Origin of the sequence: Burkholderia sp. BCC0097 (assembly GCF_902832985.1) — a bacterium.
In the GTDB taxonomy this organism is placed as follows: domain Bacteria; phylum Pseudomonadota; class Gammaproteobacteria; order Burkholderiales; family Burkholderiaceae; genus Burkholderia; species Burkholderia orbicola.
In genome coordinates, this window is the sequence record NZ_CADFDM010000007.1 from 33,221 (window position 1) to 55,619 (window position 22,399).

At 67.4% G+C, this 22,399-nt stretch carries 20 protein-coding genes and 1 tRNA gene; 9 read left to right on the forward strand and 12 right to left on the reverse strand.

The features are described 5' to 3' along the window. Positions 1-116 precede the first annotated feature (116 nt). A complete protein-coding gene (locus HWX07_RS23280) occupies positions 117-1,415 on the reverse strand; it encodes a cytochrome c (RefSeq protein ID WP_006477897.1) in 1,299 nt (432 codons plus the stop codon). A gap of 19 nt (positions 1,416-1,434) precedes the next feature. Beyond that, positions 1,435-2,199, reverse strand: coding sequence for a c-type cytochrome (locus HWX07_RS23285; RefSeq protein ID WP_124453691.1), 765 nt, complete (start codon positions 2,197-2,199; stop codon positions 1,435-1,437). Positions 2,200-2,589: 390 nt separating this feature from the next. Between HWX07_RS23285 and HWX07_RS23290 the strand changes: the two genes are divergently transcribed. After that, positions 2,590-3,522, forward strand: coding sequence for a CopD family protein (locus HWX07_RS23290; protein ID WP_175877827.1), 933 nt, complete (start codon positions 2,590-2,592; stop codon positions 3,520-3,522). Between the two features lie 147 nt (positions 3,523-3,669). On the opposite strand, the gene dgoD is transcribed toward HWX07_RS23290, so the two are convergent. Then, positions 3,670-4,818, reverse strand: coding sequence for a galactonate dehydratase (gene dgoD, locus HWX07_RS23295; RefSeq protein ID WP_006483258.1), 1,149 nt, complete (start codon positions 4,816-4,818; stop codon positions 3,670-3,672). 146 nt (positions 4,819-4,964) lie between these two features. On the opposite strand from dgoD, the gene HWX07_RS23300 reads away from it, so the two are divergent. Further along, a complete protein-coding gene (locus HWX07_RS23300) occupies positions 4,965-5,648 on the forward strand; it encodes a FadR/GntR family transcriptional regulator (RefSeq protein WP_175878153.1) in 684 nt (227 codons plus the stop codon). 33 nt (positions 5,649-5,681) lie between these two features. On the opposite strand, the gene HWX07_RS23305 is transcribed toward HWX07_RS23300, so the two are convergent. Then, on the reverse strand, positions 5,682-5,927 hold the full coding sequence (locus tag HWX07_RS23305) for a DUF1272 domain-containing protein (protein WP_175877828.1): 246 nt from the start codon (positions 5,925-5,927) through the stop codon (positions 5,682-5,684). A 147-nt stretch (positions 5,928-6,074) separates the two neighbouring features. On the opposite strand from HWX07_RS23305, the gene HWX07_RS23310 reads away from it, so the two are divergent. Then, on the forward strand, positions 6,075-6,422 hold the full coding sequence (locus HWX07_RS23310) for a GFA family protein (protein WP_175877829.1): 348 nt from the start codon (positions 6,075-6,077) through the stop codon (positions 6,420-6,422). A gap of 42 nt (positions 6,423-6,464) precedes the next feature. Here the strand turns inward: HWX07_RS23310 and HWX07_RS23315 are convergent, their stop codons facing one another. Then, a complete protein-coding gene (locus HWX07_RS23315; protein ID WP_175877830.1) occupies positions 6,465-9,572 on the reverse strand; it encodes a transglycosylase domain-containing protein in 3,108 nt (1,035 codons plus the stop codon). 257 nt (positions 9,573-9,829) lie between these two features. Continuing rightward, on the reverse strand, positions 9,830-10,717 hold the full coding sequence (locus HWX07_RS23320) for a LysR family transcriptional regulator (RefSeq protein ID WP_175877831.1): 888 nt from the start codon (positions 10,715-10,717) through the stop codon (positions 9,830-9,832). Positions 10,718-11,301: 584 nt separating this feature from the next. On the opposite strand from HWX07_RS23320, the gene HWX07_RS23325 reads away from it, so the two are divergent. Beyond that, positions 11,302-11,586, forward strand: a complete 285-nt coding sequence (locus tag HWX07_RS23325; protein ID WP_012329175.1) for a PAAR domain-containing protein — start codon at positions 11,302-11,304, stop codon at positions 11,584-11,586. A 58-nt stretch (positions 11,587-11,644) separates the two neighbouring features. Here HWX07_RS23325 and HWX07_RS23330 read toward each other — a convergent pair whose 3' ends face one another. Together HWX07_RS23330 and HWX07_RS23335 are read right to left on the reverse strand one after the other, a co-directional pair. Next, the gene (locus tag HWX07_RS23330; protein WP_175877832.1) at positions 11,645-11,956 is read right to left on the reverse strand and encodes a cupin; all 312 of its coding nucleotides are present in this window, start codon (positions 11,954-11,956) and stop codon (positions 11,645-11,647) included. Between the two features lie 73 nt (positions 11,957-12,029). Continuing rightward, on the reverse strand, positions 12,030-12,713 hold the full coding sequence (locus HWX07_RS23335; RefSeq protein WP_175877833.1) for a DJ-1/PfpI family protein: 684 nt from the start codon (positions 12,711-12,713) through the stop codon (positions 12,030-12,032). Between the two features lie 114 nt (positions 12,714-12,827). On the opposite strand from HWX07_RS23335, the gene HWX07_RS23340 reads away from it, so the two are divergent. Further along, entirely contained in the window at positions 12,828-13,802 is a 975-nt protein-coding gene (locus HWX07_RS23340; protein WP_023476253.1) for a GlxA family transcriptional regulator, read from the forward strand. Positions 13,803-13,977: 175 nt separating this feature from the next. Then, positions 13,978-14,952 carry a LysR family transcriptional regulator gene (locus tag HWX07_RS23345; protein WP_175877834.1) on the forward strand — a complete coding sequence of 325 codons (975 nt, stop codon included), beginning with the start codon at positions 13,978-13,980 and terminating at the stop codon, positions 14,950-14,952. Positions 14,953-15,060: 108 nt separating this feature from the next. Here HWX07_RS23345 and HWX07_RS23350 read toward each other — a convergent pair. The 4 genes from HWX07_RS23350 to HWX07_RS23365 all read right to left on the reverse strand — a co-directional run bounded on the left by HWX07_RS23350 (position 15,061) and on the right by HWX07_RS23365 (position 19,476). Continuing rightward, a tRNA-Met gene (locus HWX07_RS23350) sits at positions 15,061-15,137 on the reverse strand. A 159-nt stretch (positions 15,138-15,296) separates the two neighbouring features. After that, positions 15,297-16,955 carry an MFS transporter gene (locus HWX07_RS23355; RefSeq protein WP_175877835.1) on the reverse strand — a complete coding sequence of 553 codons (1,659 nt, stop codon included), beginning with the start codon at positions 16,953-16,955 and terminating at the stop codon, positions 15,297-15,299. 227 nt (positions 16,956-17,182) lie between these two features. Further along, the gene (locus tag HWX07_RS23360) at positions 17,183-18,730 is read right to left on the reverse strand and encodes a sensor histidine kinase (RefSeq protein ID WP_175877836.1); all 1,548 of its coding nucleotides are present in this window, start codon (positions 18,728-18,730) and stop codon (positions 17,183-17,185) included. 17 nt (positions 18,731-18,747) lie between these two features. Next, positions 18,748-19,476 carry a response regulator transcription factor gene (locus HWX07_RS23365; RefSeq protein ID WP_006497347.1) on the reverse strand — a complete coding sequence of 243 codons (729 nt, stop codon included), beginning with the start codon at positions 19,474-19,476 and terminating at the stop codon, positions 18,748-18,750. 184 nt (positions 19,477-19,660) lie between these two features. On the opposite strand from HWX07_RS23365, the gene recA reads away from it, so the two are divergent. The 3 genes from recA to HWX07_RS23380 all read left to right on the forward strand — a co-directional run bounded on the left by recA (position 19,661) and on the right by HWX07_RS23380 (position 22,379). After that, positions 19,661-20,731: a recombinase RecA gene (gene recA, locus HWX07_RS23370; RefSeq protein WP_011546125.1), complete on the forward strand. Its 1,071-nt coding sequence runs from the start codon at positions 19,661-19,663 to the stop codon at positions 20,729-20,731. Next, positions 20,731-21,624, forward strand: coding sequence for a recombination regulator RecX (recX, locus tag HWX07_RS23375; protein WP_175877837.1), 894 nt, complete (start codon positions 20,731-20,733; stop codon positions 21,622-21,624). The genes recA and recX overlap by 1 nt, the downstream gene beginning before the upstream one ends. A gap of 146 nt (positions 21,625-21,770) precedes the next feature. Next, on the forward strand, positions 21,771-22,379 hold the full coding sequence (locus HWX07_RS23380) for a DUF2889 domain-containing protein (protein WP_012329167.1): 609 nt from the start codon (positions 21,771-21,773) through the stop codon (positions 22,377-22,379). Positions 22,380-22,399: the final 20 nt, after the last annotated feature.

Genomic DNA, 22,399 nt, shown 5'->3' on the forward strand with positions numbered 1-22,399 from the left:
TGATCGGCGATGCAGCGCGCGGCCCGCGCGGCAAACCTGCATCGCTAAACAGCCAAAAAGCAAAAGGGCGCGGCCGCGGTTTCCCGCAGCCGCGCCCCGTTTGTGTGAGCCGCTTCTTAGTCGAGCGGCGCGGAACGCAGGTCGCTCACCTGTTGCGGCGAGATCGGCGTACCGTTGTTACCCCAAGACATCCGGATATACGTGACGACCGCCGCGACTTCCTGGTTCGACAGCGACTGCGCGAACGGCGGCATCCCATACGGACGCGGATTCTTGAACGTGCTCGGCGGGTAGCCGCCATTCAGCACCATGCGGATCGGGTTGACCGCCGATTCCATCATGATCGAGTGGTTGCCCGCGAGCGGCGGATAGGCCGGCGGCTTGCCGGCGCCGGTTTCGGCGTGGCAGGTCGCGCAGTTGTCCGCGTAGATCTTCTTGCCCTGGTCGAACAGCGCGTTGCCGAACTGCTTCGACGGCTCGTACTGCATGTTCTTCGGCGCTTCAGCCTTCTGCGGGATCGACTTCAGGTACGTCGACATCGCGCGCGTATCTTCGTCGGTCATGTACTGCAGGCTGTTGTGGACCACGTCCGCCATCGGGCCGAACACCGCACCCTTTTGCGACACGCCGGCTTGCAGCAGGTCGGACAGCTCCTGCACGTGCCAGTCGCCGAGGCCGAGTTCCTTGTCGTTCGTCAGCGACGGCGCATACCAGTTCTGCAGCGGGATCAGGCCGCCGGCGAACGCCGACGAGCTCACCGGGCCGCCCATCATGTTGATCGACGTGTGGCACATCGAGCAGTGGCCGAGGCCTTCGACGAGATACGCGCCGCGGTTCCATTCGACCGACTTCGTCGGGTCCGGCTTGTATTCGCCTTCCTTGAAGAACAGCGTGCGCCAGCCGATCAGCAGGTTGCGGTTGTTGAACGGGAACTTCAGTTCGTGCGGACGGCTCGGCACCGACACCGGCGGGACCGAACGCAGGTACGCATAGATCGCGTCCGAATCGGCGCGCGTGACCTTCGTGTAGCTCGCGAACGGGAAGCCCGGGTACAGCAGGCTGCCGTCCTTCGAGCGACCCGTGTGCATCGCGCGGTAGAAGTCGTCCGACGTCCACTTGCCGATACCGTTCTGGTCGTCCGGCGTGATGTTCGGCGTGTACATCGTGCCGAACGGCGTCGCCATCGGCAGGCCGCCCGCGAACGACTTGCCGCCGCGCACGGTGTGGCACGCGATACAGTCGCCGACGCGCGCGAGGTATTCGCCCTTCTTGATCAGCGCGGCCTGGTCGGCCGGCGTGGCCGCGACGGCGGCAGCGCCGTGCAGCGTGTCGTTGCCCGGCCACAGGACCGGCACGAGGGCGGCAGCCGCGACGATCGCGACGGCCGAGAGTGCAAACAGGGACTTGCGTTTCATTGTGTCTGTCTCCCTTGCCTTATTGCGGTTCGCTGCCGCAGGCGAGCGGAGTCTTCATCGAACGCGCCGGGGCCGGCACGGGGTTGGCGGGCGCCGGTTGCGCGGCGAGCCACGCGGTCACGGCCGTCACGTCTTCGTCGGAAAGCTTCGCGGCGATGTCGTGCATGCAATCGGGTGCCTTCGCGTGGCGGTTGCCTGAGCGCCATGCGCCGAGCTGCGCGCTCAGGTAATCGGCGTGCAGGCCGACGAGGCCCGGGATCGCCGGCTGCATGCCGGTCAGCCCTGCGCCGTGGCAGGCCACGCAGGCAGGCAGCTTGCGGGACGGGTCGCCCTGCGTGACGAGCTGCTTGCCGCGTGCGAGCGTCGCGGCCGGCAGCGTCGGCTTCGCCGGCGTCGGATACGGCGGACGTTCGGCCGAGAAGTGCTCGGCGATTTCGCGCAGGTAGTCGTCGTTCAGGTACGTCAGCAGATAGTTCATCGGCGGGTACTTGCGCCGGCCATCGCGGAAGTTGACGAGCTGGTTGTACAGGTACTCGGCCGGCTTGCCGGCAAGACGCGGGAAGTAGTCGTTGTCCGTGCCCTGGCCGTGAACGCCGTGGCATGCGGTACAGCCGCGCACGCGCTCGGCCATGGTATCGGGTGCCTTGAGCGGCGCCTGCTGGGCGTGCGCTTGCTCCGTGGGCTTGGTCTGCGCTTGGGCAGCGCTCATAAGGCCCGCGCCGCCGATCATCAGAACGGCGAGCAGCGGACGGAAGAGGCGTCTTGAAGACACACGAGACTCCATGTTTATTCGTCGGGGACCTTGTCCGGGCTACGATCGGCTCGGCGCATGGACGGCAGGACAGCCGGGCTGCTGCGACGCGGCATTCTATCATCGATGGGTAATGACGGCTATTTGGCAAAAGGACATCGGTTCCTGTCCGTTTGCGACTTGCGACAATTTGACGCGCATTGCGCCGGGGTCATGTGAACCGGCGTGCGTTTTCCCCATCGAAGACCGTACACTCGCGGGTCGCGCGGCGCCGCCTCCGCCGCAGGTCCAGTCATTTCTCCCGTTTCCGGATTCATCGATGACGTTTTCTACCGTGCCGTTGCCTTCCTCACGCTGTCCGTCCCGCTGTCCGTCCCCTCGGCGCCGCCCTGCCGGCCTGCCGCTTGCGGGAGGGGGGGCGCGATGAAGTTCGACAGCTTGTGGATCGGTCAGGTCGCGCTCGCGGCGCTGATGGATGCGGCGTTCGCGATGGCGGTCGGCTCGGCGCTGCTCAAGGCGTGGCTTGGCAAGGACGGCGCGCGGCCGCTCGTCGCGCCGTCGCACCCCGCTTGGCTGCGCGCGCAACATTCGCTGGTCGCGGCGGCGCTGGCGCTGGTGCTCGCCGATCTCGGCTGGCTCGTCTACGAGGCCGCGGCGATGAGCGGCGCGGGGCTCGGCGGCGCGTTCGCCGCGATTCCCGTGATGCTGATGCAGACGCACACGGGCTTCGCATGGAGCGTCGCGTTCGCCGGGGCGCTGCTGCTCGCGATCGTCGCGCTCGCGAAGCCGGACGGCCCGCTCGCGCATGCGGTGCTGTGGCTCGCGGTGATCGTGGTCGCGGCCGGCAAGGCCTCGCTCGGCCATGCGGCCGATAGCGGCGTGCTGTCCGCGGCGGTCGGCGTGCAGACGCTGCACCTGCTGGCCACCGCCGTATGGGGCGGCCTCGTGCTCGCAGGCGGGCTCGCGGTGCTGCCGGCGCTGGGGGCGTCGGTCGCGCGCGGCGCGCTGATCCGCATCGGCCAGCACCTGTCGCGCACGTCGATCGTCGCGGTCGTTTTCGTGCTCGGCACGGGCGTGCTGAATGCGATCCGCGGGCTCGGCGGCTCGCTCGCGCCGCTCGACGGCAGCACGTGGGGGCGCGTGTTGCTGCTCAAGCTGCTGCTCGTCGCGCTCGCGCTCGTGCTCGGCGGGCTCAACCGCTTCTCGGCGCTGCCGCGCCTGCGCCGTACCGCGTCGACCGAGGACGCGTACACGTTCCGCAACATCCTGCATCTCGAAGGGATGACGATGATCGGCGTGTTCATCGCGGCGGCCGTGCTGTCGTTCAGCGTGCCGGGGTTCGCGGCGCTCGGCTGACGGCCGAACGGCGCGGCACAGGGGGCCGCCGGCGCGTGCCACCGGCATGGCGCGGATGCAAGAACGGCCGCCTTGTCGGGGCGGCCGTGTCGAACGCGTCGCGCGGCGCACGTGCCGCGCAACGCATCTCTCCATCTCACGCGTTCATCACCACTCGGCGACGCTGCCGTCCGCGTGGCGCCATACCGGGTTGCGCCAGCGATGGCCGGTCTTCGCCATCTCGCGCACCTTCTCCTCGTTCACGTCGATGCCGAGTCCCGGCCCTTGCGGGATCGCGACGAAGCCGTCCTCGTAGCGGAACACCTCGGGGTTGCGCAGATAGTCGAGCAGGTCGTTGCCCTGGTTGTAGTGGATGCCGAGGCTCTGTTCCTGGATGAACGCGTTGTAGCTGACCGCGTCGAGCTGCAGGCACGCGGCGAGCGCGATGGGCCCGAGCGGGCAGTGCAGCGCGAGCGCGACGTCGTAGCTTTCCGCGAGCGTCGCGATCTTGCGGCACTCGGTGATGCCGCCCGCGTGCGACGCGTCCGGCTGGATGATGTCGACGTAGCCGCCCGCGAGGATGTGCTTGAAGTCCCAGCGCGAGTACAGCCGCTCGCCGAGCGCGATCGGCGTGTTGGTCTGGTTGACGATGTCGCGCAGCGCCTCGGCGTTCTCCGACAGCACCGGCTCCTCGATGAACATCAGCTTGTACGGGTCGAGCTCCTTCGCGAGCACCTTCGCCATCGGCTTGTGCACGCGGCCGTGGAAGTCGACGCCGATCCCGACGTGCGGGCCGACCGCGTCGCGCACCGCCGCGACGTTCGCGATCACCTGCTCGACCTTGTCGTAGGTGTCGACGATCTGCAGCTCTTCGGAGCCGTTCATCTTCACGGCCTTGAAGCCGCGCTCGACGACCGCGCGCGCATTGTTCGCGACGTCGCTCGGCCGGTCGCCGCCGATCCACGAATACACCTTGATGCGATCGCGCACCTGGCCGCCCAGCAGTGCATGCACGGGCACGCCGTGATGCTTGCCCTTGATGTCCCACAGCGCCTGGTCGACGCCGGCGATCGCGCTCATCATGATCGGGCCGCCGCGGTAGAACCCCGCACGGTACATCACCTGCCAGTGATCCTCGATCAGGAGCGGGTCGCGGCCGACGAGGTAGTCGGCCAGTTCCTGCACGGCGGCCTCGACCGTGTGCGCGCGGCCTTCGACGACCGGCTCGCCCCAGCCGATGATGCCCTCGTCGGTTTCGATCTTGAGGAACAGCCAGCGGGGCGGGACGACGAACGTTTCGAGGCGGGTGATTTTCATGACGCGAGTCTCCATGATTGACCGGCGCGGCCGCGCGGGCGCGGCGCACGATCCGTGCTTTCGCGGTTATCCTAGCGTAGCCGAATAAAAAATAGTATTAATAGCATTAATGTGCAGATAGTGGGCAATTCGCCCGACGGAGAACGATCATTCAACGCGACCTGCATGGACAGACGGCCTTCCGGCTCGCGACGGCGATCCTGCGCGGCGACTATCCGCCCGAATCGCTGCTGCCGAGGGAACCCGACCTGATGGAGATGTACGGCGTGAGCCGTACGGTCATGCGCGAGGCGCTGCGCACGCTGACGTCGAAGGGGCTGGTCGAATCGCGGCCGAAGGTTGGCACGCGCGTGCGGCCGCGCCGGGCGTGGAACCTGCTCGATGCCGACCTGCTCGACTGGTATGCGCGCGTCGCGCCGCCGCTCGCATTCGCGCTGAAGCTGCAGGAGATGCGCGAGATGATCGAGCCGCACGCGGCCGCGTTGGCCGCGCGCACCCATACGCCCGAAGCATTCGACGCGATCGACGGCGCGGTGCGCGCGATGGCCGCCGCGCGCAACGTCGACGAATGGGTGCGCGCCGATCTGCACTTTCACCTGAGCGTGCTGGAGGCCGGCGGCAACGAGCTGCTGGTGCCGCTCGGCGCGCTGATCGATCGCACGCTCGAGGCGCAACTACAGCTGAATGCGCGCCGGGCGGACGTGTACAACGCGTCGCTGGCCGAGCATACGGCCGTCAGCGACGCGATCCGCGTGCGCGACGAGAGCGGCGCGCGCCGCGCGATGGCGACGCTGCTCGCGGTGACGCGCGCGCGGATCGAGATGTCGTGACGGAAACGGGCCGGCGGCGCCGGTGCCGTGCCGTCAGGCGTTCGCGCAGCCTCCCGGCTTGTGGATGCGTTCCGTCGACGGCGGGTACTTCTCGAGCAGGCTCGCCGGCCGCCGCGGGCGCGCGACCAGGTCGCCGCCGCAGTTCGGGCAACGGCCCTTCAGCACGTCGTCCGCGCAGGTCGCGCAGAACGTACATTCAAACGTACAGATGCGTGCTTCCGACGAATCGGGCGGCAGGTCCTTGTTGCAGCATTCGCAGCCGGGGCGCAGTTCGAGCATGACGGTCTCCTGGGTCGGTGAGGGATGGCGCCGTCCGGACATTGCGGGCGGCGCATGCGAGCGCTACTGTACGCGTTTGGATCAGTCCGGCCAACGGTGTCCCGCTGGGGCGCCGGCGATGTGCACGGGCTGCACCGGGAGACGACCATGCTTTATCGCGGAAGCTGTCATTGTGGAGACGTGACGTTCGAGGCGGAAGGCGACCTGCAGGGCGTGATGGCGTGCAACTGCTCGATCTGCCGGCGCAAGGGCGCGCTGATGTGGTTCGTGCCGCGCGACCACATGAAGCTGCTGACACCCGACGAGAATCTTGCCACCTACATGTTCAACAAGCACGTGATCCGGCATCGCTTCTGCAAGCGCTGCGGGATTCACGCGTTCGGCGAGGGCGTCGATCCGAAGGGCACCGCGATGGCCGCGATCAACGTGCGCTGCCTCGACGGCGTCGACCTCGACGCGCTGCCCGTCACGTACTACGACGGCCGCTCGCACTGAGCGGCGCGCCGGTGCGAGCGCCCACGCGCCGCGATCAGGCGGTCAGGACGGTTGCACGGCAACCGCCCCCGGCGCAGGCGTTTCCGCCTGCGGCGCCGGCCCCGCGGTACGCGTGCCGGCGTCGGCCGGGCGTTCGATCAGCGGCGCGAGCGCCGGCGCCATCGACTTCAGCAACTGCACGGCCATCGCGCTCGTGAAGTCGTAGCGCGCCGCATACGGTTCGTGCGCGGTCGCCGTCAGCACGCCGAAGAACCGGTCGCCGATCGCGAACACGAAGGTGCCGCTGCGGTTGACCTTGCGCGACTCGATCAGCCGCGCGCCGCGCGCATAGACGTTGAAGCGCTGGTCTCCCGTCCCCGTCTTGCCGTACACGTCGAGCGTCTTGCCGTCCGGCAGCGTGAGCCCGCCCGCGAGGCGGCGCGCGGTGCCGTGGAGCACGACGTCGCGCAGCAGCGTGTGCGCCACGTTGACGATCTCCGGCGACAGCACCGGCTGCGGCTGCGCGGCCGCGCGCACGAAGCGGGTTTCGTACGGCGTGCCCTTCGCGAAATCGAGCCGCGTGATCGTCTCGGTCGGCGCCTTCTGGCCGCCGTTCGCGATCAGGCCGATCAGCTTCGCGAGCGCGTCGGGCTGGTCGCCCGATGCACCGATCGCGGCCGCATAGGACGGCGTCACTTCCGCGAACGGGTAGCCGAGCGCGCGCCACGACTTCGTGATCTCCGCGTACGCGCGCAGCTCGACCATGCGCCGGATGCGCCGGTCCTGCGTCGCGTGGTAGCGGGTCTTGTACAGCCACGAATACGTGTAGAAACGCGTATCGCGGCTGTCGCGCTGAACCTCGGCGAGCGACGCGCCCGGGTGCGCGCGCAGGTAGTTGAGCGTCCACAGCGCGAGCGGATGGACGCTCGCGATATAGCCGCGGTCGTTGAGGTTGAAGCGGTCGATCGCGTACTTCGCGTAGAGCGCGGCGAGATCGTCGTCGGACAGCGTCGCGGCCGGCGTGCCTTTCAGTTGCGCGCGCATCTGCGCCGCGAACCACGCGAGCGATTCGTTCGGCGCGACGCTGCGCAGCACCGTCGCGAGCTTCGGCGGCGACTTGCGTACGTCGCGCAGCATCAGCGCGAGCGCGTCGTCGGGCGCCTTGCCCGCATAGCGCGTGTAGTAGCGCTTCACGTAGACCTGGCTTTCGCCGTCGACGAATTGCTGCAGGTAATGCTGGCGCTGCGCGGGATCGTTGAGCCACGACGACGACGGGCCGGCCGCCTGCAGCGTTTCGTAGTGGACGATGTCGCGCATCAGCCGCACGAACACGAGGTTGACCGAGTGCTCGAACGCCGCGTGCAGCGTCAGGATGCGGCCGTTGTCCGACTTCTCGAAGTTGGAGAACACCTGCGCGCCGCCGCCGGTGTAGAACACGTCCGGGCTCGCCGAATACTTGCGCTCGACGGACGCATCGAGCATCGCCTGCAGCGAGCGGTCGCGCGTATGCGACAGATAGTCGAGCGCCCAGCGCGACAGCCCGTCGATCGGATCGGGCTTCACGCGCGCCAGCTCCGCGTTCGACAGGCTCGCATAGCGCGCATGCAGGTCGGAGACGATCTGCAGGTACGTGATCAGCGTGCGCAGCTTCGCGGTCGAGCCGAGGTTGATGCGGCCGCCGCGATTCACGTCGAACGGCTGGTTCACGCTGTCGGTCTGCACGCGCAGCATGTTCGCGCCGTTGCGGTGCTCGTACAGCGTGAAGCTGTACGTGAGGTGCGACGGATCGTCCTTCGGCGCGAGCATCTCGAAACCATACAGGCCGGCGGCCTGCGCGCCGTCGCGCGTCGACGCCCGTGCGAGCCGCTCGGCGACCGCCTGCTGCACGCCGTTGTCGAGCGTGCTGGTGGCCTGCAGGTCGAGTTGATCGAGCTGGTACAGGTCGCTGATGCCCAGCGCCGACAGCAGCGACGCGCGCGCGGAGGTGACGGCCTTGCGCGACACGAACGACTGCACGCGAGCGGCGGCCGGCGGCGCGCTGCGTTCGATCTGCGCGGCGAGCGCGGCATCGCGCAGCGCGGGCGAGATCATGCCGCCGTTGGACAGCAGCCTCAGGTAGCTGTCGGTCAGCTTCTGCAACGCCGGATAGCCGCGGTTGAGGAAGTACGACGGCGCGCGCTGCGCGATCAGCAGCGACAACACCTCGCGGAACGTCTTGCCTTGCTGGTCGACGTTGTCGCCGGTCGTCGGCGCGGAGAGGATGCGGTTCACGTCGTTGAAGTCGCGGCCGTACCACGCGGCGAGACCGTCGCCTATGCCGGTGATTTCGCCCACGTGCGGCCGCGCGGCGAGCGGCACCGAGTTCAGGTAGCGCACGACGATCGTGCGGCGCGCGAGCATCGTCTGCGGGCCATTCAGGTAGGCGCGCACCGACGCGGAGGCGATCTGCCGCAGCTTCTCGGGCGGCGTCGCGGTGCGGCCCTCGGGCGAATGGCGGAACTTCTCGATCTGCGTCGCGAGCGTGCTGCCGCCCGGGCGCGCCTGATGGCGGTTCACGACGTGCAGCGCCTGGTCCGCGAGCGCGCGGCTGAAGCGTCCCCAGTCGATCGCCGGGTTGCGGTTCGGTTCGTTCGCATCGAGGAGGTAACGATCCTCGATGAACAGCAGCGAATCGGTGATCACGCGCGGCACCGAGTCGAAGTCCGCGTAGACGCGCTGCGGAAACACGGTCGCGAACAGCGGCGAGCCGGTCGAATCGAACAGCATCAGGCCCGTCTGGTCTTTCTCTTCATAAGGAAGGAACAGCCCGCGCTCGCCGAGTGCCAGCATCCGCTGCGAATCGCGCGCCTGCTCGCTGACGACGAAGCCGCGCGCGAGCAGCCGCTGCTGGAACGCGGGAATCATCGCGTAGCCGAAGCGCTGGTCGTACGGGCCGTTCGCGGGAAAGCGGATGTGATCGCTCGGCCCCGCCTCGACCGTATAGCCGACGTCGCGGGTGAGCTCGGACAGGTAGCGCGCCTGCAGCCGGGAGGTTTCGATCTCGGTCTGCACGAGTCGCGCGACGATCGCGAGCGCGATCAGCAGTGCGGCGAGCAAGGACCACTTGACCCACGTCCACACCGAGGCGGGACCGGTCACGCGCGGCAGGATACGATTCAGCGGCCGATTCATGGCGGCGTCTCCCTGAGGGCGCGGTTATCCGGCCGCACCCCATTAAGGATTAGTGTAGTCCTCCGCGGCGGGCTGCCAAGAGCGGTCGACTACCGAGATGCGCCGGCGCAACAGGCGTGCCCATACCCGCCGGGCGACGGGCCGACGGCCGGTGGAGCGCCTGCCGGCGTGCCGCTCCGGCCAAGCGCGGGGCGAGTGCGGTTCGAGCGGGCGACGGCGAATCGGCATGAAAAATCGTGCGCGATGCCGTCCTGCATTCAACTGACGAAATGGTCGATCAGGTGGTCGACGAAAAGTCGCGCCTTGCGCGGAAAGTGCCGGCGGCTCGGGTACGCGACGTTCATCTCGAGGGCCTCGAGCCGATAGCCGGGCAGCAGCGCGAGCAGCCGGCCGTCGTCGAGATCCGACTTGACGAGGAAGTCGGGCAGGACCGCGATGCCCATGCCGGACAGCGCCCAGTTCCGGATCAGCCCGACGTTGTTCGACGACGCGGACTTGTTCGGGCGTACGGTGATGCGCGTCTGGTCGTGATCGAACGACAGGTATTCGCCCATGAAATCGGCATGGAACGCCAGGCAGGCGTGCGACGCGAGATCCTGCGGATGCGCGGGCGTGCCGTGCCGCTCGACGTATTGCGGTGCGGCGCAGACGAGTTGCCTGAGCCGCGTGAGCGGGCGCTTCACCAGCGTGTTGTTGCTGATGTGCTGGGACAGCAGCAGACCGACGTCGAAGCCCTCCGACACGAGATCGACGTGACGGTCCACGATCGTGACTTCCGGCACGATGGCCGGATGGTGCGTCTTGAACGTATCGATGGCCGGTGCGAGCACGTGCATGCCGAACATGACCGGCGCGGCGATTTTCAGCGATCCGATCGGTTCGTGATGCATCGAGGCGATCGTGTCCTCGACCCGGTCGATTTCATCGATCACGTGACGTATCTGCGCCAGATAGAGATGGCCGGCGTCGGTCAGCGACAGGCTGCGGGTGGTGCGGTTCAGCAGGCGTGCGCCGAGCCGGTCCTCGATGCTCATGACGAGGCGGGTGGCCGACGAGTTGGAGATGTTCAGTTCCGTGGCTGCGCGCGCGAAACTGCGAAGTTCGGCGACCTTGACGAATAGTCGCATCGGTAGGAGTTCGTCCATTTTTTTATCGATAAACAGAAAGCATTGATTGAATTCTATCTATCGGCTTGCTTAATTTTAACGGCCTGTTTTCATGAATGTTTATTGTGGAGCTGCGTATTTATCGGGTATGCGAACGGTCGGAGAATGACGGGTTTTGAGATGTGTGGGGCGTCGAATGAATGATTCGAGTCGAATTGCTATTAAACTTTTTTGATGCATTTGTATTTAGTAATTGTACGAAAATATAGGCTAATTTTTGGGTTAAAGCATCAGACGTTATCGATGAAATGGGGTGCCGAACGGGATACGTCCCTGTCGCCATGGCAGCTTCGCGCGATCGTGCCGGCGCGGCCCACGACGGAACAGTGGGGCGGTAGCCGCAGGCGATCGGGCGCGGCGCATCGCGGCGCGTGAGCATGCCGTGGCGCCGAATCACCGTGCGCGGCGAATACCTGATGGAGCGGCCGGCGCGATGCGCAAGGCACGTGTCGCGGCCGCGGCGAGCGGTGATATGCTCGCGGGACGCCCGCGACCGACGGGCGGTTTCACGATGCCCGTGCGCGGTTGCGTTGCGCGGCGTTTCCGAGGGAAGAACCGACATCATGAGCCGCAAATTCATTCTGAAGGGCGACACGACCGATCACGGCGGCGTCGTGCTCGAAGGGATCGCCAATTCGTCGTTCGACGGGCGCGAACTTTCCTATCTCGGCGCAGCCGTGTTCTGCGCGGCATGCAAGTCGCCGGGCGTGATCGTGTCGGACGGCGGCGAGCGCACGATGACCGTGATGGGCAAGGTCGTCGCGCTCGAACACGACCTGTGCCAGTGCCAGTGCACGCCGCTACCGAAACTGATCCCCTCGCAGGCAACCGGGACGATCTCGGGGTGACCTTCGCCGCGCGGCGGCGCTCGTCATCCGCGCGACATCGAAACCCCGACGCCCGCCGTCAAACGCTGCCTTCGGCCTCGATCACGAGGATGCGCGCGGCGCCGAGCGGATGCGCGACGTGCTCGGTCCCGACCGTCGCGTGGAAGACGTCGCCCGTTTCGAGCACCGTCGCGTGCTCGACGCCCGCTTCGCGGTAGCGCATCTCGACGCGGCCGTCGAGCACCGCGAACACCTCCTCGCCGTCGTTCACGTGCCAGCGATACGGCTCGTCGGTCCAGTGCAGCCGCACCGTGATACCGCTCAGGTTCGCGATGTCGAGGGCGCCCCACGCGCGGTCCGCGGTGAATGCGGCACTCCGGATGATGTTCATCGAGGTGTTCTCCGGCACGCGCGTGCGCTGCGTTCCAGTGATTTTTCCGGCATCCGAATTTCCCGTTCAGCATTCAGCGCGACGTGGCGCGCAGCGCCTGCTCGATGATCTGCTTGCGCTTCGCGAAGCCGGCGTCCGAACGCTCGGTGACGCGCTTCACGACCGCCGCCGGCGCGGTGTCGGGCGAGCCCGCGTCGAACGGCGGCGCGGGCGCATATTCGAGCTGCAGCTGGATCGCCTGCGCGGCTTCGTCGCCGACCAGCTCCGCGGCGATCGTCAACGCGAAGTCGATGCCGGCCGTCACGCCGCCGCCCGTGACGAGGTTGCCGTCGCGCACGACGCGCTCGCGCACGGGTATCGCACCCAGCGGTTCGAGCAGCGCGTGGAACGCCCAGTGCGTCGTCGCGCGCCGCCCGCGCAGCAGGCCGGCCACGCCCAGCAGCAGCGAGCCCGTGCAGACCGACGTCACGTAGCGCGCGGTGGCCGCGCGCTGCTGCACGAACGCGATCGTTTCGGCATCGAGCAGCAGTTCGTTGATGCCGATGCCGCCCGGGATGCAGATCACGTCGAGCGGCGGGCAGTCGTCGAACGTGCAGGTCGGCGCGAGCGCGAGGCCGCTGCTCGACGCGACCGCGTCGCGCGACTTCCACACCAGATGGACGGTCGCGTCCGGCAGCGACGCGAGCACGTCGTGCGGGCCGGTGAGGTCGAGTTGCTGGACGCCCGGAAAGACGAGAAGGCCGATATGCAGGGTCATGCGAAGGCTCCGAGAGGGAAGGGGCGCGCCGTTCGGCACGGGATGGACAGTTCGATTCTAGGCGCGTAGTGTTTGGCGAAATTGCCATATCACCCACGTTTTCAGCCAATCGCCATGCCTGCCGCCGCCCCGCGTTCGATCCTGGTCCTCGCGTTTCCCCGTGCGCAACTGCTCGATGTGACGGGCCCGTTGCAGGTGTTCGCGTCCGTCAACGAGCTGGCGCTGGAGCGCGGGCAACCGGCGCCGTATGCGCCGCGCGTCGTGGCCGTCGAAGCGGGGCCCGTCGAGACGTCGTCGGGCCTCGTCGTGATGGCCGAGTCGCTGCGTGCGGCCGCGCGCCGTCCCGACACGCTGATCGTCGCCGGCGGCAAGGGCGTGCATGCGGCGTCGAAGGACGCGCGGGTGGTGCGCTGGGTGCGGCAGCAGGCCGGGCGCGCGCGGCGCGTGGCGTCGGTCTGCACCGGCGCGTTCCTGCTCGCCGAGGCCGGCCTGCTCGACGGGCGGCGCGCGGTCACGCACTGGGCGCGCTGCGACGAATTCGCGGCGCGCTACCCGAGCGTGCGCGTCGAGCCGGACCCGATCTTCATCCGCGAAGGCGCGCTGTGGACGTCGGCCGGCGTGACGGCCGGCATCGATCTCGCGCTCGCGCTGGTCGAGGAGGATCTCGGGCGGGCGACCGCGCTCGACGTCGCGCGCGAACTCGTCGTGTTCCTGAAGCGCCCGGGCGGGCAGGCGCAGTTCAGCACGATGCTGTCGATGCAGCGCACCGCCGACCGGTTCGGCGAGCTGCACGCATGGATGGCCGAGCACCTGACGGCCGACCTGTCGGTGCCCGCGCTCGCCGAGCGCGTGAGCATGAGCGAGCGCAGCTTCGTGCGCCACTATCGCGCGGAAACCGGCCGCACGCCCGCGCGTGCGGTCGAGCAGATCCGGGTCGAGGCCGCGCAACGCCTGCTCGGCGAAACGGCGTGGCCCGTCAAGCGGATCGCCGGGCGTTGCGGCTTCGGTTCGGAGGAGACGCTGCGGCGCAGTTTCGTGCGCGTGCTGGGCGTATCGCCGCAGGGATATCGCGAGCGGTTCGTGCGGTGACGGTCGACGGATGAGCAAGGCCGCGGCGGCCGCTACCCGGAACTGAACGGAAATCGTCGGTTTCCAGTCCGAAGTGTCGAAACTATTCAGGATCGGAGAACAATAGGCGGGGGCTTGTGCCGCGCCCGCCGCGCGCTCTATTCTGTCCCGTTGGCGATTCGAAGGGGGAAGCAGCATGGACCGCATCCAGGCAATGGAGGTTTTTACCCGCGTGGTCGACGCGAACAGCTTCACGCGGGCGGCCGACACGCTCGCGATGCCGCGCGCATCGGTGACGACCATCATCCAGAATCTCGAGGCGCTGCTCGGCGTGCGCCTGATGCACCGGACCACGCGCCGGCTGTCGCTGACGCCGGAGGGTGCCGCGTACTACGAGCATTGCATGAAGATCATCGCGGAGATCGCCGAGGCCGACGCGAGTTTCCAGGCCGGCAACCGCAAGCCGAGCGGCGTGCTGCGCGTCCACATGCCGAATTCGCTCGGGCGGCGCGTCGTGCTGCCGTCGCTGTCGATCTTCCGGCAGCGCTATCCGGACATCACGCTCGAGCTGGGGCTGTCCGACCGCTACGTCGATCCGGTCGAGGAAGGCATCGACTGCATGATCCGGGTCGGGCCGCTCGAGGATTCGTCGATGGTCGCGCGGCGCATCGGGATGCTCAAGCGCGTGACGTGCGCGTCGCCCGATTACCTTGCCCGTCACGGCGAGCCGAACGAGATTGCCGATCTCGTCGAGCATCACGCGGTGAATTTTCGCTCAAGCCACGGCGCGCGGGCGATTCCGTGGGTGTTCATGATCGACGGCAAGCCGTTCGAGGTGCGGATGAACGCCAGCGTCACGGTCAACGATTCGGATGCGTACGTGACGTGCGGGCTCGAAGGCTTCGGGATGATCCAGCCGACGCTGTTCATGGTGCTGCCGCACCTGCTCGACGGCTCGCTCGTCGAGGTGCTGCCGGACTGCAATCCGAAGCCGAAGCCGATCTCGATCGTGTATCCGCACAACCGGCATCTGTCGCAGAAGGTGCGCGTGTTCGCCGACTGGATCGCGGAGGTGTTCGAGTCGACGCCGGCGCTGGAGGGTGGGGAGAACTGGCGGGGGAAGCTGCGGGCGGAGACGCCGGATGCGCAGCGCGGAGTGGTGGTGGCGTAGTCGCGGCGCATCGCGCGGGCTGAAGGCGGGCAACGCGCGACGCCGCGTGCGCCGGATGAAGCAATGAAAAAAGCCGCTGTTTCTTTCGAAACAGCGGCTTTTCGCATTTGGTGGCGAATCAGGGATTCGAACCCCGGACCTGCGGATTATGATTCCGTCGCTCTAACCGACTGAGCTAATTCGCCGTGAAGACTTGAATTATGTCGATCGGCCCGTCGGCTGTCAATACCTTTTTCCATCTTTCCCGAAAAAAGTTGCCAGCCGCCGTGCCGACCTCCATCGCAGGCGGGAGCCGGTCACCGGAAGAAGAGCCTCCGCCGGCCGTCCCCGCCGCGGACCCGACATCAATCCTGCGCGTAGATGTCCGAGTCCTTCGTCTCCTTCACGAACAGCAGGCCGATCACGAACGTGGCCAGCGCGATCACGATCGGATACCAGAGCCCCGAGTAGATGTTGCCCTTCGCCGCGACGATCGCGAACGCGGTCGCCGGGAGGAAGCCGCCGAACCAGCCGTTGCCGATGTGATAGGGCAGCGACATCGACGTGTAGCGGATTCGCGTCGGGAACATCTCGACCAGCATCGCGGCGATCGGGCCGTAGACCATCGTTACGAAGATCACGAGGATGGTCAGGATCACGATCGTCATCGGCCAGTTGAGTTGCGCCGGGTCGGCCTTCGCCGGGTAGCCGGCCCCCTTCAGCGTCGACGCGAGCGTCTTGTCGAACGCCGCGCCCTGCGCCTTCGCGTCGGCCGCCTTGCCGTCGTAGGTCTGGATCACCGTGTCGCCGACCTTGATTTCGGCCTGCGTGCCGGCCGGCGCCGCGACGTTCTCGTAGTTCAGGCCGGCCTTCGCGAGCGCGCTCTTCGCGATGTCGCACGAGCTGGTGAATTTCGACGTGCCCACCGGGTTGAACTGGAACGAGCAGGTGGCCGGATCGGCGACGACCGTGATCGGCGCCTTCTGCGTCGCGAGTTCGAGCTGCGGGTTCGCGTAGTGCGTGAGCGCCTTGAACAGCGGGAAGTAGGTCAGCGCCGCGATCAGGCAGCCGGCGAGGATGATCGGCTTGCGGCCGATCTTGTCCGACAGCGAACCGAAGAACAGGAAGAACGGCGTGCCGATCAGGAGCGCGATCGCGATCAGGATGTTCGCGCTGGCGCCGTCGACCTTCAGCGTCTGCGTGAGGAAGAACAGCGCGTAGAACTGGCCCGTGTACCACACGACGGCCTGGCCGGCCGTCAGGCCGATCAGCGCGAGGATCACGATCTTCAGGTTCTTCCACTGGCCGAACGCTTCGGTCAGCGGCGCCTTCGACGTCTTGCCTTCCGCCTTGATGCGCAGGAACACCGGCGATTCGTTCAGTTGCAGCCGGATCCACACCGACACCCCGAGCAGCAGGATCGACGCGACGAACGGCACGCGCCAGCCCCAGTTGCCGAACGCTTCCTCGCCGATGAACGTGCGCACGCCGAGGATCACGAGCAGCGACAGGAACAGCCCGAGCGTGGCCGTCGTCTGGATCCAGGCAGTGTAGAAGCCGCGCCGGTTGGCCGGTGCATGCTCGGCGACGTAGGTCGCCGCGCCGCCGTACTCGCCGCCGAGCGCGAGGCCCTGCAACAGCCGCATCGCGATGAAGATCACGGGGGCGGCGATGCCGATCGACGCGTAGCCGGGCAGGAAGCCGACCACGAACGTCGAGATGCCCATGATCACGATCGTCACGAGGAACGTGTGCTTGCGGCCGACGAGGTCGCCGAGCCGACCGAACACGATCGCGCCGAACGGCCGCACCGCGAAGCCGGCCGCGAAGCCGAGCAGCGTGAAGATGAACGCGGCGGTCGGATTGACGCCGGAGAAGAAGCTCTTGCTGATGTAGGCCGCGAGCGAGCCGGCCAGGTAAAAGTCGTACCACTCGAACACGGTGCCGAGCGACGACGCGAAGATCACCTTCTTCTCTTCGCCCGTCATCGGCGAGTGCGAAATTTGCCCGCCTAACGTTGCCATGAATCGTCTCCAAGTCCCTTGATATAGATGTGCGGCCGCCTTGGGAGGGGCGGGCCTGTCGACGATTATTGGCACGGAAACTTACGGCGCACTGACTTGCGCGTACAAAACGACTGCGCGTTAACCCGTGTCGAATCAGTCGCTTCGTGTGTCGATTGTGGCGTGAACGTCCGGTAAAGCGCCGGTTTCTGCGTATTGGCGCCGCGCCGTGGCGGCGCGCGTCAGGGTTAATCCGGGGCGGTATCGGTGAGCGGCAGGCTGATGCGCACCAGCGTGCCGGCGAGGCGCGGCGCGTGCTGGTAGACGTGATCGTCGAGCGTCAGCGTGCCGCCGTGCTGCGTGGCGATCTCGCGCACGATCGCGAGCCCGAGGCCGCTGCCGTCGCCTTCGCGGCCGAGGATCCGGTAGAAACGCTCGACGACGCGCTCGCGCTCGCCGGCCGGGATACCGGGGCCGGTATCCTCGACTTCGAGATGCACGCGCCGCGCCGCGCGCTCGGCCCGCACGCGCACGGTGATGCGGCCGCCTTCGGGCGTATAGCGGATCGCGTTGTCGACCAGGTTGCCGAGCATCTCGCGCAGCATCACCGGATTGCCGTCGACCTCGAGCGGCGCATCGTCGTCCGGGCCTTCGTACCCGAGGTCCATGCGTTTCGCGAGCGCGGCCTGCACCCAGTCGCGCACGGTGCGCCGCGCGAGCGAACCGATCTCGACCGGCTCGAACGTCAGCCCGCTCGCGCGGTTCTCGGCGCGCGCGAGCGCCAGCAGTTGCGTGACGAGCCGCGCGGCCTGCTCGGAGCTCGTCGCGATCTGCTCGAGCGAGCGCTGCACGTCGGGCGGCACCGGGTGGCGTAGCGCGAACTCGGCCTGCGTGCGCAGGCCCGCGAGCGGCGTCTTCATCTGGTGCGCGGCGTCGGCGATGAAGCGTTTCTGCAGCGCCATGTTCTGTTCGAGGCGCGCGAGCAGTTCGTTGAACGACGTGACGAGCGGCTCGATCTCGGGCGGCGCGCGCTGCGCCTCGACGGGCGACAGGTCGTCGGGCCGGCGCGCGCGAATGTGCGCCTGCAGCGCGTTGAGCGGTGCGAGCCCGCGCGACAGCCCGAACCAGACGAGCAGGATCGCGAGCGGTAGGATCACGAATTGCGGCAGGATCACGCCCTTGATGATGTCGTTCGCGAGCGCGTTGCGCTTGTCGAGCGTCTCGCCGACCTGCACGAGCACGGGCTGCGCGCCGCTCGCCTGCGGCAGCGCGACGGTCGTATACGCGACGCGCACGTCGTTGCCGCGCAGCAGATCGTCGCGGAACACGACGACGCCAGGCGGCGGCCGGTCCTCGTCGCGCGGCAGCGGCATGTCGGCTTCGCCGGCGACCAGCTCGCCGCGCGTGCCGAGCACCTGGAAGTACACGCTGTCGATGTTGTCCGCACGCAGGAAGTCGCGCGTCTGCTCCGGCAGCGTCAACTCGGCGACGCCGTTGACCGGATGGATCTGCCGCGCGAGCACGTAGGCGTTGGTCTCGAGCGCGCGATCGAACGGGCTGTTCGCGATCGTCTTCGCGACGAGATAGGTGACGGCGATGCTCATCGGCCACAGCAGCAGCAGCGGCGCGAGCATCCAGTCGAGGATTTCGCCGAACAGCGAGCGCGGGCGCGGCGTTTCGGGCGATTCGGTTTCGTCGGGCGGCGCGAACGGGTTCTCGTAGCGCGCGTCGCGCGCCTCGTCGGCAGCCGACGACGGCGCGCCGGTCGGGTGGCGGGAATGGGCCGGCGTGGCCATCGCGGCGACGCCCGGCGTCAGCGCAGCGGCGTGCCGGCCGCCGCGGGCTGGGGCGCCGCCGTGTCGGCCGGCGTCGCGGGCGCGACCTTCTCGAGGCAATAGCCGAGGCCGCGCACGGTCGAGATCCGCACGCCGCTTGGTTCGATCTTCTTGCGCAGCCGGTGCACGTAGACTTCGATCGCGTTGTTGCTGACTTCCTCGCCCCATTCGCACAGGTGATCGACGAGCTGTTCCTTCGACACGAGCCGGCCGATCCGCTGCAGCAGCACCTCGAGGAGGCCGAGCTCGCGCGCGGAGAGATCGAGCACGTGATCGTTCGCGTACGCGATGCGGCCGACCTGGTCGAACGCGAGCGAGCCGTGGCGCACGACGGTCGGGCCGCCGCCGGCGCCGCGCCGGGTCAGCGCGCGCACGCGCGCCTCGAGCTCGTTGAGCGCGAACGGCTTGGCCATGTAGTCGTCGGCGCCGAGGTCGAGCCCCTTCACGCGTTCGTCGACGCTGTCGGCGGCGGTCAGGATCAGCACGGGGAGATTGGAATTGCGCGCGCGCAGGCGCTTGAGCACGTCGAGCCCGGACATTTTCGGCAGCCCGAGATCGAGGATCAGCAGGTCGAAAGTCTGCATCGACAGCGCGGTGTCGGCGTCGACGCCGCTCTTCACGTGATCGACGGCATAGCCCGATTGGCGGAGTGACCGGGTGAGGCCGTCCGCGAGTATGCTGTCGTCTTCGGCGATGAGAATTCGCATGTTGCTGACCGGTGCCGGCAGGGCGTTCGCGCCGGCGCGGCTGTCTCCGAAGTTATTCGTGCACAACGCTTTGCATTGCGGGCTTGCACAAAACACTGTTTTTTTATACAGTGTCTGCATTCGTGGGCAGCGCTTGAAGGGCGCGCCTCCAACAGACGCTGCTCATCATAGCAAAGGACGATTCATGGAAGATAGCAAGAAGGGCTCCGGGATGACCGCCGAGAAGAGCAAGGCGCTGGCGGCCGCACTCGCACAGATCGAGAAGCAGTTCGGCAAGGGCTCGATCATGCGCATGGGCGACGGCGAGGCGGCCGAGAATATTCAGGTCGTCTCCACGGGGTCGCTGGGTCTCGACATCGCGCTGGGCGTCGGCGGCCTGCCGCGCGGCCGGGTGGTCGAGATCTACGGTCCGGAATCGTCCGGTAAAACCACCCTCACGCTGCAAGTCATCGCTGAACTGCAAAAGATCGGCGGCACGGCAGCCTTCATCGACGCCGAGCACGCGCTCGACGTCCAGTACGCGTCGAAGCTCGGCGTGAACGTGCCGGAACTGCTGATCTCGCAGCCGGACACCGGCGAGCAGGCGCTCGAAATCACCGATGCGCTGGTGCGTTCGGGCTCGATCGACATGATCGTCATCGACTCGGTCGCGGCGCTCGTGCCGAAGGCCGAAATCGAAGGCGAGATGGGCGATTCGCTGCCGGGTCTGCAGGCTCGCCTGATGTCGCAGGCGCTGCGCAAGCTGACCGGCACGATCAAGCGCACGAACTGCCTCGTGATCTTCATCAACCAGATCCGAATGAAGATCGGCGTGATGTTCGGCAACCCGGAAACCACCACGGGCGGCAACGCGCTGAAGTTCTATTCGTCGGTGCGTCTCGACATTCGCCGGATCGGCTCGATCAAGAAGAACGACGAGGTGATCGGCAACGAAACCCGCGTGAAGGTCGTCAAGAACAAGGTGTCGCCGCCGTTCCGCGAAGCGATCTTCGACATCCTGTACGGCGAAGGCATTTCGCGTCAGGGCGAGATCATCGATCTTGGCGTGCAGGCGAAGATCGTCGACAAGGCGGGCGCCTGGTACAGCTACAACGGCGAGAAGATCGGCCAGGGCAAGGACAATGCGCGTGAATTCCTGCGCGAGAATCCGGAAATCGCACGCGAGATCGAAAACCGCATCCGCGAATCGCTCGGTGTCGTCAGCATGCCCGATGGCGTAGCCAACGAAGCCGAGGCGTTGGACGAAGAAGAGTAATGGTTGTGCGCCGAGGTCAGGCTGGCGAGCCGGAGGAGCGCGACGTGCCCGAAACGGCGGGTCGCTCCGGCCGGCGAGCCGGTTCCTCGGGCGCCGACCGGCGGGGCGCAGGCGGCAACGCCGCGAACCGCACCGCGACGAGGGCATCTGACGATGCCCTCGTTTCATTTGAGATCGCCGCACCGGACGATCCGTTCGACGACGATGAGTCGTTCGACGCGCATGATCGCTCCCGCCGTCGCGTGTCCGGTGTCCGCTTCCCGGGCGATCGTGCCCCGGGCGATCGCACAGCCGATACGCCCGTGACGGAAGACGTCTATACGCGCAGCAGCCAGCATCCGCGCCGCACACGCCGCGCAGCCGGTGCGTCTTTCGGCGCATCTTCCGGCGGCGCTGCTTCAAGCGACGCGCCGGGCGCCAGCGAGCGCAAGTCGTCGAAGCCGGCGCGATCGTTGAAGGGCCGCGCGCTCGGCTATCTGTCGAGGCGCGAATACAGCCGCGCGGAGCTCGCGCGCAAACTCGCACCCTACGTCGACGAAGGCGAGTCCATCGAACCGGTGCTCGATGCGCTGGAGCAGGAAGGCTGGCTGTCCGACGCGCGCTTCGCCGAGAGCCTCGTGCATCGTCGCGCGTCGCGTGTCGGCGTCGCGCGCATCGTCAGCGAATTGAAGCGCCATGCGGTCGGCGACAGTCTCGTCGAAGAGGTGAATGCCCAATTGCGCGAGACCGAATTGACGCGCGCGCAGGCCGTCTGGCGCAAGAAATTCGGTGCACTGCCGCAAACGCCCGCCGAACGCGCGAAGCAGGCGCGCTTCCTGGCCGCGCGCGGCTTCTCGAGCGCGACCATCGTGAAGTTGCTGAAGGTCGGCGACGATTTCCCGATCGACGACTGAGCTGCCCGGTCGCGCGCGTGGCGCGCGATTTTGCTGCATTGCAACCGCTTCCGGACAGGCGGGAATACCCGCCGTCGCGGCAAACTGTCTCAAATACCCAATATGCTAAAATCCACGGGTTTTCCTCTTCGGCCTCAACCTCCAGCATGCCGCTATCCGAGCCCGTGCCCCGTCAGTTGCGACATCGACGCGCAATCCGAGCGGAAGCCTACGAGCGCGGCGACGGCTTGTGGGACATCGAAGCCTGCCTGACCGACCACAAGCCGCGCGATGTCGCGCTTGCGTCGGGCATCCGGCCCCAGGGCCTGCCGATCCACGAACTCTGGCTGCGCGTGACCATCGATCGTGACCTCAATGTCGTCGACGCCGAAGCGTCTTCGGAATGGGTGCCCTATCCTGGTCATTGTCAATCCGCCCCGCCCGCCTATCGGGCCCTCATCGGGCTCAATCTCTTCCGCAATTTCCGCCGCAACGCGAACCGGCTGCTCGCCGGCGTCGCAGGCTGTTCCCATCTCACCGAACTGTGCGCCGTGCTGCCGACGGCGGCGATCCAGGCGTTCGCCGGTGACGTGTGGAACGTGCGCGAGGAGGGCGGCGAAGGGCCGGATCACGACGGCGCGCACGCCGAACCGCCTTTCCAGCTCGGCCGCTGCCGTGCGCTGCGATTCGACGGTGAGGTCGTGCGGCAGTACTACCCGCGCTGGTACGGCCCGATTCGGCCGGATCTGCCCGGTGAAGGCAGCACGAAGGAATGAACGGAAATCATTCGAAGAAG